This is a genomic window from Archangium sp., from assembly GCF_045802675.1.
Taxonomy (GTDB): Bacteria; Myxococcota; Myxococcia; order Myxococcales; family Myxococcaceae; genus Archangium.
Genome location: NZ_JBJMQO010000089.1, coordinates 17,082 through 34,309 on the forward strand (window position 1 = coordinate 17,082; position 17,228 = coordinate 34,309).

13 protein-coding genes are annotated in these 17,228 nt (G+C 70.9%); 5 read left to right on the plus strand and 8 right to left on the minus strand.

What is annotated here, in order from left to right; genetic code table 11:
- Positions 1-43: 43 nt before the first annotated feature.
- Entirely contained in the window at positions 44-928 is an 885-nt protein-coding gene (locus tag ACJ8AN_RS25400; protein ID WP_407758047.1) for a LysR family transcriptional regulator, read from the minus strand.
- 192 nt (positions 929-1,120) lie between these two features.
- Between ACJ8AN_RS25400 and ACJ8AN_RS25405 the strand changes: the two genes are divergently transcribed.
- Together ACJ8AN_RS25405 and ACJ8AN_RS25410 are read left to right on the plus strand one after the other, a co-directional pair.
- Positions 1,121-2,413: an MFS transporter gene (locus ACJ8AN_RS25405; RefSeq protein WP_407758048.1), complete on the plus strand. Its 1,293-nt coding sequence runs from the start codon at positions 1,121-1,123 to the stop codon at positions 2,411-2,413.
- Positions 2,414-2,593: 180 nt separating this feature from the next.
- Positions 2,594-3,205, plus strand: coding sequence for a glutathione S-transferase family protein (locus ACJ8AN_RS25410; protein ID WP_407758049.1), 612 nt, complete (start codon positions 2,594-2,596; stop codon positions 3,203-3,205).
- A gap of 269 nt (positions 3,206-3,474) precedes the next feature.
- Here ACJ8AN_RS25410 and ACJ8AN_RS25415 read toward each other — a convergent pair whose 3' ends face one another.
- The 5 genes from ACJ8AN_RS25415 to ACJ8AN_RS25435 all read right to left on the minus strand — a co-directional run bounded on the left by ACJ8AN_RS25415 (position 3,475) and on the right by ACJ8AN_RS25435 (position 12,052).
- Positions 3,475-3,651 carry a hypothetical protein gene (locus tag ACJ8AN_RS25415; RefSeq protein WP_407758050.1) on the minus strand — a complete coding sequence of 59 codons (177 nt, stop codon included), beginning with the start codon at positions 3,649-3,651 and terminating at the stop codon, positions 3,475-3,477.
- 504 nt (positions 3,652-4,155) lie between these two features.
- Positions 4,156-9,567 carry a protein kinase domain-containing protein gene (locus ACJ8AN_RS25420; RefSeq protein WP_407758051.1) on the minus strand — a complete coding sequence of 1,804 codons (5,412 nt, stop codon included), beginning with the start codon at positions 9,565-9,567 and terminating at the stop codon, positions 4,156-4,158.
- A gap of 100 nt (positions 9,568-9,667) precedes the next feature.
- Positions 9,668-10,726, minus strand: coding sequence for a TIGR04500 family putative peptide maturation system protein (locus tag ACJ8AN_RS25425; protein WP_407758052.1), 1,059 nt, complete (start codon positions 10,724-10,726; stop codon positions 9,668-9,670).
- Positions 10,723-11,742: an MvdC/MvdD family ATP grasp protein gene (locus ACJ8AN_RS25430; protein WP_407758053.1), complete on the minus strand. Its 1,020-nt coding sequence runs from the start codon at positions 11,740-11,742 to the stop codon at positions 10,723-10,725. Before ACJ8AN_RS25430 ends, ACJ8AN_RS25425 begins: the two co-directional genes overlap by 4 nt.
- 148 nt (positions 11,743-11,890) lie before the next feature.
- A complete protein-coding gene (locus ACJ8AN_RS25435; protein WP_407758054.1) occupies positions 11,891-12,052 on the minus strand; it encodes a hypothetical protein in 162 nt (53 codons plus the stop codon).
- Positions 12,053-12,281: 229 nt separating this feature from the next.
- On the opposite strand from ACJ8AN_RS25435, the gene ACJ8AN_RS25440 reads away from it, so the two are divergent.
- Positions 12,282-13,925 (plus strand): M28 family metallopeptidase, encoded by a 1,644-nt coding sequence (locus ACJ8AN_RS25440; protein WP_407758055.1) that lies wholly within the window; start codon positions 12,282-12,284, stop codon positions 13,923-13,925.
- 8 nt (positions 13,926-13,933) lie between these two features.
- On the opposite strand, the gene ACJ8AN_RS25445 is transcribed toward ACJ8AN_RS25440, so the two are convergent.
- Positions 13,934-14,596 carry a DUF4142 domain-containing protein gene (locus tag ACJ8AN_RS25445; RefSeq protein WP_407758056.1) on the minus strand — a complete coding sequence of 221 codons (663 nt, stop codon included), beginning with the start codon at positions 14,594-14,596 and terminating at the stop codon, positions 13,934-13,936.
- 142 nt (positions 14,597-14,738) lie between these two features.
- Complete coding sequence (locus ACJ8AN_RS25450; protein ID WP_407758057.1) at positions 14,739-15,284, minus strand: flavodoxin domain-containing protein; 546 nt, start codon at positions 15,282-15,284, stop codon at positions 14,739-14,741.
- Between the two features lie 80 nt (positions 15,285-15,364).
- Between ACJ8AN_RS25450 and tal the strand changes: the two genes are divergently transcribed.
- The gene (tal, locus tag ACJ8AN_RS25455; RefSeq protein WP_407758058.1) at positions 15,365-16,462 is read left to right on the plus strand and encodes a transaldolase; all 1,098 of its coding nucleotides are present in this window, start codon (positions 15,365-15,367) and stop codon (positions 16,460-16,462) included.
- An 18-nt stretch (positions 16,463-16,480) separates the two neighbouring features.
- Positions 16,481-17,188, plus strand: a complete 708-nt coding sequence (gene rpiA / locus ACJ8AN_RS25460) for a ribose-5-phosphate isomerase RpiA (RefSeq protein WP_407758059.1) — start codon at positions 16,481-16,483, stop codon at positions 17,186-17,188.
- Positions 17,189-17,228 lie beyond the last annotated feature (40 nt).

Consider the following 17,228-nt stretch of genomic DNA (forward strand, 5'->3'; position numbering starts at 1 on the left):
CGGACGACGCAAGTGGCGAGCCTGGGACGTGCACGCCTGCCTGCTAGAGCCCCGCCAGGGCCGCGGGGATCGTCTCCCGCATCAACTCCACGAACCTGCGCAGCCTCGCCGGATGGAACCGCGCATACGGATAGAGCAGATACATGGGCAGGGGCGCTGCCCGCCAGCGCGGCACCAGGTGCACGAGCCGGCCACGGACGATTTCCTCGTGGAGCACCCAGGACGAGGCCACGCAGACGCCGAGGCCATTCACCGCGGCGCTGCGAAGGGCGTAGAGGCTGTCCGTACCGAGGCGCGGGCGGAAGACGATGCGCTGGACCTCGCCGCTGGCCGCATGGGTCAGCGATACCTCGTTGCGATAGAACGTGCGCAGCGACAGCCAGGGCAGCCGTGCGAGCTCGTCGGGATGGACCGGCACGGGCACGCCCGCCAGCACCGACGGCGCGGCCACGACAATGCGCGGCACCTCGGCCACGCGGATCGCCACCACGTTGGGGTCATGCACCTCGCCGACGTGGATCGCGCAATCGATACCATCCGCGATGAAATCCACCGCCCGGTCGTGCAGCAGCCATTCGACCGATACTCGCGCGTGGCGATTCAGGTACTCCGTCAACGGCCCCACCAGCAGTTCCTGCCCGAACGCGTGGGGCACCACGACGCGCAGCGTGCCCTCTGGTTCGTCGCCCGCGCCGCGCAGGTCGGCCTCGAGCGTTTCCCAGCTGGCCAGCAACTCCTTCGCGCGTTCGTAGCAACGCACGCCGTCTTCGGTGAGCTTCATCGCATGGGTGGAGCGTTGGATCAGCCTCAACCCCAGCGAGCGCTCCAGCGCCTGCAACCGGCGGCTCACCGTCGGCTGCGTGGTGCCCATCCGCGCGGCGGCGGCGGACAGGCTGCCCGCGTCGACGATGCGGATGAAGGTCTGCATCAGCTCGAGCCTGTCGGCGGTGGCGGGCGCGGCGGGGGGGGCCATCCGCCTCTGGGAAACGCGCGGCCGAGGCGGCTTGGAAGGTCTGGGCATTATACGCGGAGCGTATGGCGGTTGTGCGAAGCACGCTACTACCGATGGCCACTCCCCGAGAGCACAGTTGCCGTGACTCGCAGCACCCGGGAGAACCTCATGTCCTTCATTCGTGCCGTACATGAAACCGCTGAAGATGGCCTCGAGGCCGCGACGGCCCCCGCCGCCATGGCCAGACCGTCTCAACCCGCGACCGCCAGCCTCGGCGGCAGCGAGTCTTTGTCGGGCGGCCTGCGCCTGCTGCTGGCCGCGAGCGCCGGGCTGTCGGTGGCGTCGCTCTACTACAGCCAGCCGATGCTGGGGGTGATGGGAGCCAACCTCGGCGCCTCGGACACCGCGGTGGGCTTCGTCCCCACGCTCACCCAGCTGGGATACGCGCTGGGCATCCTGCTGCTGGCGCCTCTCGGCGACCGCTTCGATCGGCGCCGCATCATCCTCCTCAAGGCCGCCGGGCTGAGCGTGGCGCTGCTGTTGGGGGGCCTCGCCCCGGGCATCGGCCTGCTGTGGGCGGTGAGCTTCGCCGTCGGCCTGGCGGCGACGATGGCGCAGGACCTCGTGCCGGCCGCCGCGGCCCTGGCGCCCGAAGGGCAGCGCGGCAAGGTGGTCGGCTCCGTGATGACTGGCCTGCTGCTCGGCATCCTCCTGTCCCGCGTCGTCAGCGGGGTGGTCGCCGAGCACCTCGGCTGGCGCGCCATGTACCTGAGCGCTGCCGCCAGCGTGGCCTTCATTGGCGTGGTGGCCTGGCGTGGCCTGCCCCGCTTCCGCCCGACCAGCACGCTCACGTACGGCGCCCTGCTCGGCTCGCTCGCCAGCCTGTGGCGCGAGCACGGAGCACTGCGCCGGGCCGCGCTGGCGCAGGGCCTGCTCTCGGTCGGCTTCAGCGCGTTCTGGTCCACCCTCGCCGTGATGCTGCATGGCGCACCGTTTCATCTGGGCAGCGGGGCCGCCGGTGCCTTCGGCCTGGCTGGCGCGGCCGGGGCGTTGGGGGCGCCGGTGGCGGGCCGCCTCGCGGATCGCTTCGGCCCCTCGGTGGTCACGCGCCTGGGCACCGGACTGACCGCCGTCTCGTTCGCCACGATGCTCGTGTCGCCGTGGCTCGAGCCGGGCTTCCGGCTGTGGCTGCTCGCCGCCAGCGCGATCGGCTTCGACCTGGGCGTCCAGATGACCCTCGTGGCGCATCAGACGATTGTCTTTGGCCTCGAGCCCGCCGCGCGCAGCCGGCTCAACGCGGTGCTGTTCGTCTGCATGTTCATCGGCATGTCCCTCGGCGCGGCGAGTGGCAGCCTCGTGCTGGCCCGGTGGGGATGGGTGGCGGTGACGCTGCTGGCGACCGCCTCGGCCCTGGCGGCCTTGCTGGTCCGCCTGTTGCCGGGAGCACGCACGGCCCGCTGATTCACCGCGGTGCGACCTCCCATCGCGGAGCCGTCAGCGTGAGAAGCCGTGGACCAGCTCGCCCCGAAGACAGGTGTCCGAAGACATTACCGTCCCACTTCCCCAAGGAACGCGTCCCATAGGCGGCACCCACCTCGCGCGACACCTCGAGAGAGGCCCCCTCTGGTCTATGCTCCGCGGATGATCCGAATCTACAACTTCGCGCGTGGCGCGCGCGGCCTGCGCGTGGTCTGGCTTTGTGAGGAGATGGGCCTGCCCTATCAACTCGAGACCCTTCCCTTCCCGACCCCCGCGGCCTATCGCGCGCTCAACCCGCTGGGCACGGTGCCCTTCCTCGAGGACGAGGGCGGTGTGGCCATCAATGAATCCGTCGCCATGCTGCTCTATGTCGCGCAGAGGTACGGCCCCACGTCCCTGCTGCCCGCCCAGGACGACCCGCGGCTGGCGCGCGTGCTGCAGATGACCGTGTTCAGCGAAGCCACGATCGGGGCGGGCCTCAACCCGCTGATGGCGGCGCATTTCGCGGCCCCGGAGGCGGACAAGCGCAACTGGTCGGTGCGTATGGTCGAGGACCGCGTCAAGCAGGCCCTGGACTATGTGGTGGGCATGCTCGGCTCCCATCCCCATGTCGCTGGCGCCGACTTCACCCTCGCCGACATCGCCGTGAGCACCGCGCTGGGCATGTGGCGCGGCGCGCTCGGCCACGCGCTCCCGGACCCGCTCGCCGCCTATCAGGAGCGGCTCGCCGCGCGGCCCGCCTACCAGCGCGCGCGCGCCATGAATTCACGCTGACCCCCTCACCCCAGCGTGAGCAGGCCCCGCCGCAGTGGACCCGCCGGCGCGCACACTGTAGCTCGGAGGTACGCCCGGCAGGCACTCGGCGGAGTCGCTGAGGGTCCTGTTCAGGGATGTTCGCAGGGGAATGCGGCGCAGGGCCCGCGCCTTCGACGGCCCCCGCGAGCCGCGCCGCCGGTGGCGCCGGAGACTGGCATTGGCGGGCGCCGCCACGGTGGGCATGGAGCACGCCCTCAAGGCCCCGTAACGGGATGGAGAGGTCCATGTCAGGCGCGGGAGCGGCCCGGGTGGGGCGCGACGAGCGCGGTGAGGAGGGTCTGGGCAAGCCAGGTCTCGTACTCATCGGGTGTGAAGCCGCCTTCGAGCACGAGGAGCCGGTAGACGTCGCGGCTCGTGTACATCCACAAGAGGCGGCGGGCGACGTTCATGGTGGCGTACGGCATCTGGGTGATTCTCGCCGCGCGACCGCTGATGCGAACGAGGTACCAGGAGGTCTTCGGGATTCGGTGAGCTCCCAGTTGCGTGGAGGGGAAGCGGGCTCTCAACAAGCGAGACGTGCGTCCCCGCCCCTCATGTCCCGAGGGGTGTTGACCATCGGGCAGCACGGCGGGGGACGCGCTCGGGCTGTAGCCCCCGCGCCGTAAGTCTTACGGGACTGGAGGCCCAGGCTCCTCACTGTGGCGCGACAACCGCTTGAAGTCACAGGCGCTCCCCCCACGGGCGCGGGTGGCACGCGGGATGCTCTATGTCTGTCGCGTAGAGGTGACGGGGCAGGGCGGGCGGGGCCGGGATTGTACGAGTGGTTTCGGGGCGGCGGGTAGGGGTTGGGGGAGCGGGACGAAGGCTTGGGGAAGTCTTCGGGGGTAGTGACGGGGCAGTGATGGGGGCAGGGAAGCACGGCGGGGAGGAGTCGCGTGGGGGCGGCTCCTCCCCGTCTCTTCTGGCGCTCAGCCCGCCGCGGGCGGACGGCGCACGAGCTGTCCGGGCAGTACGACGGTGAACTCCGTGTACTGCCCCTCCTCGGACTCCACCTGCAGCTTGCCGCCGAGCGCGCCGACGACGATGTCGTGACTGAGCGACAGGCCCAGCCCGGTGCCCTCGCCGGTGGGCTTGGTGGTGAAGAAGGGGGTGAAGAGCTTCTCGCGCACCGCCGCGGGAATGCCGTGGCCGTTGTCGCGGACGCGAATCTCCACCCCGCTGCCCGTCCAGTGCGTGGAGACCTTCAACCGTGGGCTGCCCGCCGGGGTGAGCCGCCGCGCCTTCTCCTGGGCCGCGTAGCAGGCGTTGTCCACCAGGTTGAGGATGACGCGGCGTAGGTCTTCGGGCACCAGCAGCAGTGGGGGCACGGCCTCGTCGAAGGAGACGTCGATGTCCACCGGACGCGCGGGACTGCGGGCGCGCAGCGCGTGTTGGACGAGCCGGATGGACTCCTCCACCAGCGGGTTGATGGGCGTGGGCTGCGGCTCGCCCCGGTTGTTGCGCGCGTGGCGCAGCATGCCGTTGATGATGCCGCTGGCGCGCTGCTCGTGCTCGCGCACCTTCGAGACATTCATCTTCAGCTCCTCCAGCAGGCCCTCGAGCTCCTCGCGGCCAGGCGGCGGCGAGCGGTGCATCGTCTCGTTCAGCTCGCCCATCAACTCGAGCGAGAGCTCCGAGAAGTTCTTCACGAAGTTGAGGGGATTCTTCAGCTCGTGGGCGATGCCGGCGGTGAGCGCTCCGAGCGAGGCGAGCTTCTCCTGGGTGATGATCTGCGCCTGCACGGCCTTGAGGCTCTCCAGGGCGCGCTGGAGCTCGGCGTTCTTCTGGTGCAGCTCCTCGGTGCGCTCCTGGACGCGGTGCTCGAGGGTGCGGTTGGAGTCCTCGAGCTGGTGGTAGAGCCCGGCGTTCTCCAGGGAGATGGCGGCCTGGGCCGAGAGCATGCCGAGCACCCGGAGGCGGTTGGAGTTGAAGGCGCCGGTGATGAGGTTGTTCTCCAGGTAGAAGAGGCCGAGCAGCTGCTTGCGGTGGAGGATGGGCGCGCAGAGCACCGAGCGGACGTTGTGGCGGGAGACGTAGGGGTCGCCGCGGAAGGGCTCCTGCGCCAGGGCGTCGTCGATGAGCAGCGGGCTGCCGGTGTAGAGCACCAGCCCGGCGATGCTCTGGCAGAGCGCGTCGCTCTGGGCCATGGGCTTGATGGGGACGAGCGGTCCGCTGCCGGTGCCCACCTCGCCCGAGGCCTCGACGAAGAAGTCCTCCTCGTGCCGCAGCACCAGCACGCCGCGCTGGGCGCCGGTGCTCTCCATGAGGATGTCGATGAGGTTGGCGGCCAGCTGGGAGAAGTGCAGCTCGCGCGAGATGGCCTGCGAGGCCTTCATCACCGAGGACAGGTCGAGCGCCTCGCTGAGCGAGTCGCTGCTGGTGGACAGGTCCGTGGTGGACGGCAGTTGCGGGTAATCGCCTTCCAGGAGCCGGGGCCCCGAGAAGCTGGTGCGCTGCAGCTTGTGGTCCCACGCCCTGATCGCGCCGCTGTAGGCGTACAGCAGGTGGGCCTGCTCGGTGGCCAGGAGCTGGACCTTGCCGGCCGCACCCCAGCGCTCGTAGGCGTTGAGGGCCTCGATGAGGTAGGCGCTGGCCAGGGGGATCCGGCCCAGGTCCGACTGGAAGCGGCTGGCCTGTTCACAGGCGACGGCCTCCACGCTGGTGAAGCCGCTGGCACGCGCCGCGGCGATGGCCTCCTCGTACCGGGTATGGGCCTCGACGCGCTGCCCCTTCACGCGGGCGAGCTCCGCGCGCACCAGCAGGTGGTAGGGCGCGAAGTTCTCCGGCGCCCGCCCGGCGCACTTCTCCAGGTACGCCCGCTGCTGCTCCATCACCTCCAGCAGCTCGTGCTGCCGCGCCTCGCTGGCACCCGGGTACGCCGCGGCCGCGCACAGGGCGTAATAGAAGGCGTGCGTGGTGAGCAGGAAGACACCGGGGAGGGCGCGCATCAGCCCGGCGCTCTCCCGCGTCAGCTCCATCGCCTGGTCTATCTGGCGCAGCAGGTAGTGCTGCTCGAGCAGCAGCAGCGCCGTGTGGCCCTTGGAGACCGGCCACAGCAGGTGCGTGAGGTGGATGGGGCGCCGGGGCTCGGTCATGGTGCCGGACAGCATCAGCAACGTCTGCCGCAACGCCTCGAGCATGTAGAGGTTCTCGGGATCCTTCCGGGGACCGACCAGCTCGATGAACTTCCGCAGCTCCGCGAGGATGTCCTGGAGCGGCTCTCCCAGGGCGAGCCGCCGCCACGAGAGGAAGGAGAAGCAGTGGCCCGCGTGCTGCCAGTCCCCGCTCTCCAGCAGCGTCCTGTAGGCCTCGGCGAGCTGGAAGATGCCGGCGCGTGCGCTCTGCGTCCAATGGTCGATGAAGCCCGCGTGGACGTAGAGGGCGCGCGCGTACTGCATGGGGTCGTGCAGCTGTTCGGCCAGCTCGATGGCGAGCAGGCTGTAGCGCCGGCCGGCGGTGGGATCGTCCAGGAAGGCGGAGAGGACGAGGCCATAGACGGCGTAGGCGTAGGGCGAGAAGCGGCTGTTGCCGTGCTCCAGGCTCAGCCGGACGTGCCGCAGCGACAGGAGGACGAAGACCTTCTCGGAGATGACGTAGGCGGGGGCCGAGATGGCGCCCATCAGCTCGGAGGCGAGCCGCGCGTTGGGCTCGCTCATCGGGGGCAGGGCGAGCAGCTCGGCGGTGTCCCGGCCCTCCAGCGCGGCCGCCACGGCTCCCAGCTCCGAGGCGACGGTGGCGTCGCCGGGTGCGGCCGGAATGTCGATGCCGAGCAGGCGCAGGCCCGCGAGGCCGACATCCACGGCCTCGGCGTGCCGGTCGCTCAGGGTGCTCAGGATGGCCTGAAGGCAGAGGACACTGGCCCGCTGGACGGGGGTGTGCGCCTGGGCGCGCAGGACGGAGAAGCCGGAGGCCGCGGCCTCGAGCTCGCCGGCCAGGTAGAGGGACTCCGTCAGCTCCTTCTGGAGCGCGAAGGCGCGCGCGCGCTCCGCGGGAGGAATGAGCAGGCCGCCAATGCGGAAGAGCTCACAGGCGGTGCGGTACGCGCCCGAGCTCTTCGCCCGGTGCCCCGCGCCCAGGTGGAGGTCGGCCAGCTCGAGCCGCAGCGCGTCCGGGCCGATGCGCTCCGGTGCGTGGCCCAGGTGCGGGAGGATGGAGAACACCCGCTCGTCGAGCGTCCCGGTGGCACGGGCATGCTCGTACAGGCGCAGGCCCACCTCGAGGTGCCGCGTGGCGCGCTCGTCCTGGGCAATGAGCGAGTAGGCCGCCTGGCGGACCCGGTCGTGCAGGAAGCGGAAGGGGACGTCCAGGTCCGAGGGCTCCAGCGCGCCGCCGTGCGGATCCAACAGCACGTAGTCCTTGCCCTGCGGCAGCACGAAGCCGCGCTCGAGGGCGGGCCAGAGGGCGCGCGCCGTCTCCCCGGCCCTGGCGCCCCGCGCCACCGTGAGGTCGCGGAAGCCAAACGTCACGCCCAGGCACGCCGCGAGCTGGAGCAAGGCTCCGGTTTCCGCAGGAAGCTTGCGGATCTCCGCCGCCATCAGGTCGGCCACGTCGTCGGGGATCTCCCGGGACTCGATGAGGGCGAGATCCCACGCCCACTGGCGGGTGCGCGGATCGAAGCGGAGCAGCTCCTGCTCGTGGAGGAAGCGGAGGAACTCCTTCACGGAGAAGGGATTGCCACCCGTGCGCGAGTGGAGGAGGCGGGCGAGCTCCAGCTCGCGTCCGGTGTCCGCGGCGGTGATCTCCCGCACCATGCGGGCGACCTCCTCCAGCCCGAGCGGCCCCAGGTGGAGCTGCTCCCAGGGGGTGCCGGTGGCGCGCAGCTCGTCGAGTGCGAGGGTGAGCGGGTGGGCCGCGGAGACCTCGGTATCGCGCCAGGCGCCGACGAGCAGCAGGTGCCGGGTGGAGGCCTCCCGGGCGAGCGTCTGTAGCAGGGAGAGCGTGGCGCTGTCGGCCCACTGCAGGTCATCCAGGAAGACGACGAGCGGGCGCTCGGGCGTGGCGAAGGCCTGGAGCGTGCGCGCGAGCACGAGGGTGAGGCGGTTGCGGGACTCGGCGGAGGGAAGGGGCGGGGGCGGAGCCTGCTCACCCAGCAGCGCGCGGGTGTCGGGCACGGCCTCGACGAGCACGGCGGTGTTCGTCCCCAGCACCTCCTGGAGGCGCTGGCGGATGAGGGCCGTCTGCGCCTCTCCCTCGCCGAGCGTCTGCCGCACGAGGTGCTGCAGCGCCTGGTGGACGGCGTCGAAGGGCTCGCTGCGCAGCAGCTGGTCGCACTTGCCCGGGGCGAGCTGCCCCCGGCCGGCGGCCGTCACCCGGTACAGCTCGTTGACGAGCGAGGACTTGCCGATGCCCGCCGAGCCGGAGATGAGCAGGAGCTGGCCCCTGCCGGCCGCGGCGCGCTCGTACGTCCGGGTCAGCAGGGCGACGTCCGAGTCGCGTCCATGCAGTCCCTGTGGCAGGCGGAACTGGTGGGGCCGGTCCCCGGCGCCGAGGGGGAAGGGGGCGATGGCGCCCGTCTCGCGCAGCTGGCGCTGGCACTCCTTGAGGTCGGCGATGAGCCCCCAGGTGCTCTGGTAGCGGTCCTCGGGGGCCTTGGCCAGCAGCTTGAGCACGATGGCCGCGACGGGCTCGGGCAGCTCGGGGACGAGCTCCCTGGGCGAGGGCGGCACCTGGGCGACGTGCGCGTGGAGCAACTCCAGGGGCGCGGTGGTGACGAAGACGCGGCGCCCGGTGAGCAGCTCGAAGAAGGTGGCGCCCAGGGCGTAGAAGTCCGCGCGGTAGTCCACGCCCCGGTTCATGCGTCCCGTCTGCTCCGGCGCCATGTAGGCCAGCGTGCCCGACAGGTGCGTGGGCAGCTCGGGGGGGACGGCCTCCAGCGACAGGCACACCGAGAGGGAGAAGTCGGTGATTTTCAGTACCCCGCTGGCGGGGTGGACGATGATGTTGTGCGGCTTGATGTCCTTGTGGATGACGCCATGGTGGTGGAGGTGCCCGAGCGCCTCGCTGATGCGCACGGCGTAGTCGAGGAACGTGGCCAGCGCCACGGGCCCGTGCTCGTCCAGCAGGTGGCGCAGGGAGCTGCCCTGGAAGTCCTCCAGGACGAGCGCCATCCGGTCGGGAAACTCCTCCAGCCCCAGCACCCGGACGATGCCGTCGCCCTCGACGCGGCGGGCGATGGCGTACTCGCGGCGCAGCTCCAGGGTGCGGCGCCGGTCGAGGTAGTCACTCCCGGTCAGCTTGAGGATGACCGGGCATCCGTCACTCTGCCGGGTGGCCCGGAAGAGGAGCGAGCGATGACTCGCATGGAGCTGTTGGTGGAGGGTGTAGCCCGCCCGGTGTGCCACGAGTTCTCCTTCGTACGTCCGTGGTGGCACACGTTACACCCCGGGGTGAGCGGCGTCACAAAGCCGCCCACCTTCGGGAGCTGCTCCCCAGGCTGCCAGGTCAGAGGGAGATGGCGGGCACCTCCGCGGCCTCGGCGGCGCCCCAGAACCACTCCACGCGGGCCCGGCGCCGGCCCTCGGCGAGCCACTGCTCGAAGAGCACGTCCCGGACCTGCTCGCGGGTGGCCTCGTCGAACCGGGCGGGGAGCAAGCGCAGCACGCGCACCAACTCGTAGCCCTGGCCGCTGGGGACGGGCTCGGCGAGGTGCCCCGGCTCCGTGGAGAAGAGGCGCCCGGCCTGCTCGGGCTCGAGCTCCCCGCGGCGCAGCGTGGCGAACAGCTCCCCCGTGCCGCCCCGCTCCAGGAAGTCCACCTGGGCCTGCTCGAGGAACTGCTCCGGTTTCCCGCTCAGCCGCTCGTACAGCCGCCAGGCTTCGTCTTGATGGGACACCCGCAGCCGGGCGACCTGGACGCGCTCGAAGTCGGCGCGGTGGTGCTGGAACCACTCCTCCTCGCGGCCCGCGGCCACCTGGCGCCGCAGCTTCTGCCGCGCCACGTCCTCGCGCAGGTGCTGCTCGAGCTGCACCTGGGTGGTGCCATGTTCGGCCATCCAGCGCTCGACCTCCTCCACGCTGAAGAGCCGGCGCTTGCGCCGGAAGCCGAGCAGTGCCCCCGCGAGCTCCTCGTCCGTCACCACCAGGCCGCTGTTGCGGATCTCCTGGTCGATGAGGCTCATGTTGATGAGGTGCCGGCCGACGTGCAGGGTGCTCCAGGCATGGTCCAGCGAGGTGACGACCTCGGTGATGAACACCGGCTCGTCATTGACGCGCAGGACGAGCGACTCGTTGACGCGCTGGAGTCCCCGAGCCGGCCAGGGCGTCTCCTCGTCGGCGCAGTAGCTCAGCGAGTAGGTGCCCGTCTCGCCGGCGACGAGGAGGTCGTAGTGGAGGGTGCCGCCGTAGGTCTCCTGCTCCCAGACCATGTTCATCCAGTGGGCCGGGTGGCGTGCCTTGAGGGCCTGGAAGGACTCCTGGGCCTCCTCGGCGGGCAGGCGCTGCTCGCGCCACTTCGTCAGCACCGCGAGCGCATCGCGAACGGCTTCGGACAGGGACTCGGTCATGGACAGGCCTCCAGGGGGACGTGCGGGAGCGGGGTGGGGGAGTGGCCGGCGGGATTCAGGAGCGTGTCGCAGATGGACTCGGCGATGGGCAGGCCGGTCTCGTCTTCGATCCACAGCCACTGCCCGTTGGGATTGATTTCGAGGAAGACGTAGCGGTCGTCGGGAGTGACGATCATGTCGATGGCGCCGAAGCGCAGTCCCAGCCGCGACACCAGCTCCAGGCAGGCGCGGCGGATGGCATCCGGCAGGCGGTGCACGCGGTATGGGGTGTGCCCCCAGTCATAGTGGCGCCAGTCGAGCTGGGTGCGCCGGGTGGCCTGGGAATGGATCTCCGCGGCGAGCACCTGATCGCCCACGACGGTGATGCGCAGCTCGAAGCGCTTGGGAATCTGGGCCTGGAACAGCATGGGGCTGTGACGCAGGCGCCGCGCGTAGCCCACGTCGCGGGTGTTGACGGCCTGGGTGAAGCGCATCAGCGAGCCGCCGGTGCGCTGGCTGGCGGCCATGACGGTGCTGGGGAACTTGTCGATGAGCTGGCCTTCGTGCTGGCGGTAGAACTCGAGGAATTCGTCGGGGTCACTGGTGATGAGCGTGGGCGGAATCTCCAGCCCGAGCGCGGTGGCCAGTTGGAGCTGGAGCTGCTTGTTGTCGGCGTGCCGGATGGCGGGAATGGGCCCGGGCAGCAAGGGGAGGTCCAGCGCGTTCCAGGTGTCCTGGACGAGGTGGAAGCACTCCTCCTCGGCGTAGTGCCGGAGGAGGGCATCGGGAATGCGCTCGGAGGAGAGGGGCTTTCCCGGCCGGCGCAGCCAGCCCGCGGTGCACGCGGCCAGGTCGATCCGCTCGCCGCCGCGCTTCAACCAGACGTGCTTGCGGCCCCCGCGGAATTCGACCGACAGCGACGCGGTGCGGGGAAAGTCGCTCCAGTCGAAGCGGCAGATGCTCGCGCCGCGCTGCCGCAGTTTGGCCTCGACGAGGTTGGCGTGCGGGTCCTTGGGCTCGGTGACGATGAGGATCATGGTGTGTGGGGGGAAAGGGGGCGGCGGAGGTCTCCGCCCGGCGGGCCCGTGTCTCGGGTCCGGAGCGAGCGGAGACCTCCACGCCGCTCGAGCATCGGCCGCCCGGTCCGCTTGCTGGCGGACCGGGCGGAGTGTCGCGGGCGCGGGATTAGCAGTCGCAGTCATCACAGGTGGTGCAGGTGCCGCCCTGGCTCACCATTCCGCCCGCGACGTTCTTCAGATCAACTTCGCTGAGCTCCCGCTCGCCGAGCTGCTTGTGGCTCTTCTCGAGATCGGTCATCTGCAGGCGGGCGCTCTGGGTCTTCTTCATGGTGTCTTCCTCGTATGGGTGATGCGGCTCCCGGAAGGCCCACCCGGGCTTTCCGGCCGTCGCGTGCTACGAGCGGATGGACGGGGCCGTTTCCGGATGTCACCGCGCCGGGGTGTTTTTTCCGGGCGTGCCTCCCCGCCCGGGCAGCGGAAAAAGAGGAAATGTTCCGCGCGGCCGGGTGTTGGGGGCCCGCTGTTTTCGTCCTTCGCCGAAAGCGAGTCCCTCATTCATGCTTCGTTCTTCCCGCGCCTCCCTTCTCGCAGCGCTCGCCCTTCTCTCCTCGCCCGCGGCCTTCGCCGAGGCACCCGCCGCCGAGGCCCCCGCTTCGGACGCGGCGCGCTGGTGGAAGCACGTGGAGTTCCTCGCCAGTGATGCGTTGCAGGGGCGCGAGACGGGCAGCGAGGGCTACCGCAAGGCCGCGGCCTATGTCGCCGAGCAGCTCGCCGCAGCGGGTGTGAAGCCGGGCGCGGGCGAGGGCTATCTCCAGGAGGTGGCGCTGGTGTCGCGCCGGCTGGTGACGGAACGCTCGCGCCTGGCGCTGGTGAAGGGGGGCAAGGAGACGCCGCTCGTCCTGGGCGAGGACGCCATCCTCTCCTCGCGCACGGGCGAGACGGGCACCGTCGACGCGCCGATGGTGTTCGTGGGCTACGGCCTCTCCATCCCCGAGGCGGGGCACGAGGACCTCGCGGGAGTGGACCTGAAGGGCAAGGTGGCCGTCGTCCTCCAGGGTGGCCCGGAGAAGGTTTCCGGCGCGCTGCGTGCCCACCACGGCTCCACGAGCGAGCGCGTGAAGGCGCTGATGAAGGCGGGGGCGGTGGGCATCGTCCTGGTGCAGAACCCCAAGCTGGTGGAGGTCCCCTGGGAGCGCACGGCGGGGGCGAGCAAGATGCCCTCGATGATGTTCGCGGACCCGGCCCTCAACGATGACCAGGGGCTGAAGATGAGCGCCATGGTCAACACGGCGCGGGCGCAGAAGCTGTTCGCGGGCTCGCCGCACACCTACGAGTCGCTGGTGGCACTGGCGAACGCGGACAAGCCCCTGCCGAAGTTCGAGCTGCCCGCGCGCCTGAAGGCCGAGGTCGCCTTCGAGACGGCGCCGGTGAAGGCGGCCAACGTGGTGGGCGTGCTGCCGGGGAGTGACCCGAAGCTCGCGGGCGAGTACGTGGTGCTCTCGGCGCACCTGGACCACGTGGGCGTGGGCGAGCCGGTGAAGGGAGACGGCATCTACAACGGCGCCATGGACAACGCCTCGGGCGTGGCGGCGGTGCTCGAGGTGGCGCGGGCGCTCCAGGCCTCGGAGACGAAGCCGAAGCGCTCGGTGCTCTTCGCGCTGGTGGCGGGCGAGGAGAAGGGCCTCCTGGGCTCGAAGTACTTCGCGGCCCGTCCCACCGTGCCGGCGCAGGCACTGGTGGCGGACCTCAACCTGGACATGTTCCTGCCGCTCACGCCCTTCACCCACGTGATTGCCCTCGGGCAGGAGGAGTCCACGCTCGGCACGGCGCTCGAGCAGGTGGCGGCGGCGCACGGGGTGAAGGTGCAGGCGGACCCGAACCCCAACCGCATGGGCTTCGTGCGCAGCGACCAGTACTCCTTCATCCGCGAGGGCGTGCCGGCCCTGGCCTTCAAGTTCGGCTTCGAGCCGGGCTCCAAGGAGGAGCAGCTCCAGAAGCAGTGGTACCGCGAGCGCTACCACGGCCCGTCGGATGACCTCTCGCAGCCGGTGAACAAGGAGGGCGCGGCGAAGTTCGTGAAGATGCTCGCCGGCCTCGCCCGCACCGTGGCGGACGCGCCCGAGCGCCCGCACTGGAATGACACCAGCTTCTTCCGCCGCTTCGACAAGACGGCGGTGCGGGGCGGCACGGGCGCGAAGTAGCCCCGGGCTCAGCCGCCCTGGCGCTTCACCAGCGACGCGGCCTGCGTCTGGTGGTCGCGCAGCAGGGGCCCGAGCCGGTCGAGGAGCAAGGCCAGCGAGGCATCATCGTGGAACCGTCCGATGCCCGTGTTGAGGAGCTTCTGGCCCTGCTTCTGGAAGTCGCTGACCTGCAGCAGGAAGGCCTGGTCGAAGGCCTTGCCACTCAGCGCCGCCAGCTCGCCGCGGGTGACGGCGAAGGCGTTCACCTGTTTGATGTACTGGTCGCTGTACCTCACGGCGGGCTGGCTCTGTTCCGAGCCCACGGGGCCCGAGCCGCCCACGCCCAGGGGCTCCTCCGCGGCCACGCTGAGCAGGCCCAGCTCCAGGCCGTTGGCGTCGGCGTAGTCCTGCAACTGGCTCAGGTGCTGCTGATGGTCTTGCACGAGCCCCTGCGCGAAGGCACGCACGCCGGAGTCCGTGGACCGCTCCAGGGCGAGCTTGCCCAGGGCGATGTGCGTCTGGTCCAGGAAGGCCACCTGCTGCAGGAGGTCGAGCTTGTCCTGGACGACAGCGCCTGGCTGCACGCCCGCGCGCTGCTCCTGCCGGGCGCCCGTGTCCTGCTGGGCCCAGACCGCTGCTCCGCAGCACAGGGCCACGCCCAGACCCACTCCGCACAGCTGCCGCATCCTCATGGCTGGAACCTCTCTCGATTGGCTATGGGCCCGCCTGGCGATTGGCCCGGGGTATTGGCCCAAAGCTGGAGCGCGAGCCGGGAGCCAGCAAGCGCGCGAGAGGTGGTCCCCCGCTCGGCATGCCGGGGGCCTGGCTGGCCGCTCAGACGTGCAGCTCCCCGGGAGACGGGAGGGGGGCCAGGACGAGGCTCCGCTCCCGCTCGAGCGAGCGCAGCGCCTCACCGATTCCCTCCGCCCAGGCGCGGATGAGCCTGGGATCGCGCCAGTCGCCGGAATGCTGGCGCGCCATCTTGCTGGCGATGAAGCCCTTCGCATCGGGCTCCAGCCGCCCGCCGAAGGTCATGTGCCCCTGGGCCCGGACGAGCTGCATCAACCGCCGCACGTGTGCCACGGGCGGTAGCTCGTCCCGGGCGGCCGAATCGTCGAGCGGCCCGCTGCTGAACAGCCAGACAGGCTTTGCCCACAGCTCCTCGGCGTGGCGTTTGACGAACCGGCGCGCGGCCCGGTGCCACCGGGACGCATAGAGCGCGCCTCCCACCACGACGGCGTCGTACTCCTCGGCCGACGCCACCTCCGTGGCGGGCCGCACGTCCGCCTGGAAGCCCTGCTCATGGAAGGCCCGCGCGAGCATCTCCGAGATTCCGGCCGTGCCGCCCCGCTTGGAACCGTAGGTGACCAGGATTCGCATGAGCTGCCTCCCATCTGGAGCCTGCTCTTGAAGATAGTCATGCGCATGTGCACCGGGGCCCGGGTGCACATCTTCACCTCATGCTTCCCACCCAGACATTGCACGAGGCCGGCCAGAGCCTCTGGCTGGATTACATCTCCCGCGAGCTGCTCGAGTCGGGCCGCCTGGCGCACTACATCCGCGACCTGGCCGTCAGTGGGCTCACCTCCAATCCCACGCTCTTCGACCAGGCCATCCGCAAGGGCCACGACTACGACGCCTCCATCGCCCGGGAAGCGGCGGGGGGCCTGAGCCCCGAGCTGCTCTTCTTCCGCGTGGCGCTGGAGGACCTCACGCGCGCGGCGGCCCTCTTCCGCTCCATCCACGAGCGCACCCGGGGCCAGGACGGTTGGGTGTCCCTGGAGGTCTCGCCGGTGCTGGCCTTCCAGCAGCCGGAGCTGACGGTGGAGCAGGCCACCATGCTGTACGCGGAGGCCGGTCTGCCCAACCTCTTCATCAAGATTCCCGGCACGCCCGCGGGGCTGCGCGCCATCGAGGAGTCCATCTTCGCCGGGGTGCCCATCAACGTGACGCTGCTCTTCTCGACGGAGCAATACCTGGCGGCCGCGGACGCGTACATGCGGGGCCTCGAGCGGCGGTTGGAGGCGGGGCTGTCGCCGGAGGTGCGGTCGGTGGCCTCGCTCTTCATCAGCCGGTGGGACAAGGCGGTGGAGGGGCAGGTGCCCGAGTCGCTGCGCAACCGGCTGGGCATCGCCGTGGGCGAGCGCACCTACCGGGTCTACCGCGAGCTGCTCGAGAGCGCGCGTGTGCGCCGGCTCCTGTCCGAGGGCGCCCCGGTGCAGACGCTGCTGTGGGCGAGCACGGGCACCAAGGACCCGAGTGCGCCGGACACGCTCTACGTGGAGGCGCTCGCCGCGCCGGACACCATCAACACGATCCCGGAGAAGACGCTGCTGGCCTTCGCGGACCACGGCCGGGTGGGGCCCCTGCTGTCGCACGAGGAGTGGGAGAGCGACGAGGTGCTGGAGGAGTTCAAGACGGCCGGGGTGGAGGTGGAGGGGCTCGCCACGCAGTTGCAGCACGAGGGCGCGGAATCGTTCGTGAAGTCCTGGATGGGCCTGATGGCCAGCATCGCCAGGAAGAGCGAGGAGGTCCGCGCGGGACAGCTGGGCGTGTGACGGGTAGGGTCGTCCGCCATGCCCGCCCCCGGTGAGAGTGACGTCGACCGTTTCAAACGACTGGCCGCCGAGCGCGCGGTGGAGTCCATCCAGCCGGGCATGGTGGTGGGCCTCGGCTCGGGGAGCACGGCGGCCTTCGTGGTGCGCCGGCTGGCGGCGCTGCGGGGCGAGGGGCGGCTGACGGACGTGGTGGGCGTGCCGACGTCGGTGGGAACGGAGACGCTGGCGCGCTCGCTCGGCGTGCCGCTCTCCACGTTGGAGGAGCACCCGGTGTTGGACCTCACCCTGGATGGCGCGGACGAGGTGGATCCGGAGCTGCGCCTCATCAAGGGCGGGGGCGGCGCGCTGCTGCGGGAGAAGATCGTCGCCCAGGCGAGCCGGCGGGTGCTCATCGTGGTGGACGCGGCCAAGCTGTCGCCCCGGTTGGGGACGCGCTGGCCGGTGCCGGTGGAGGTGCTGCCCTTCGGCTGGCGCTCGCAGGCGCTCTTCCTGGAAGGACTGGGCGCGCGCGTCACCCGGCGCGAGGCGAAGGACGGAGCGCCCTACCAGACGGACCAGGGCAACTTCGTTCTCGACTGTGCCTTCGGTCCCCTCGAGCGGCCGGAGGCGCTGGCGGCGCGGTTGGAGTCGCGGGCCGGCATCGTCGGGCATGGCCTGTTCATCGGGCTGACGTCCGGGTTGGTGGTGGCTGGACCCGAGGGCGTGGAGCACCGCCGTCCCGCGTGAGCAGGCGGCCGACGCGACGCTCTCCTGCCTGGCTGTCCCC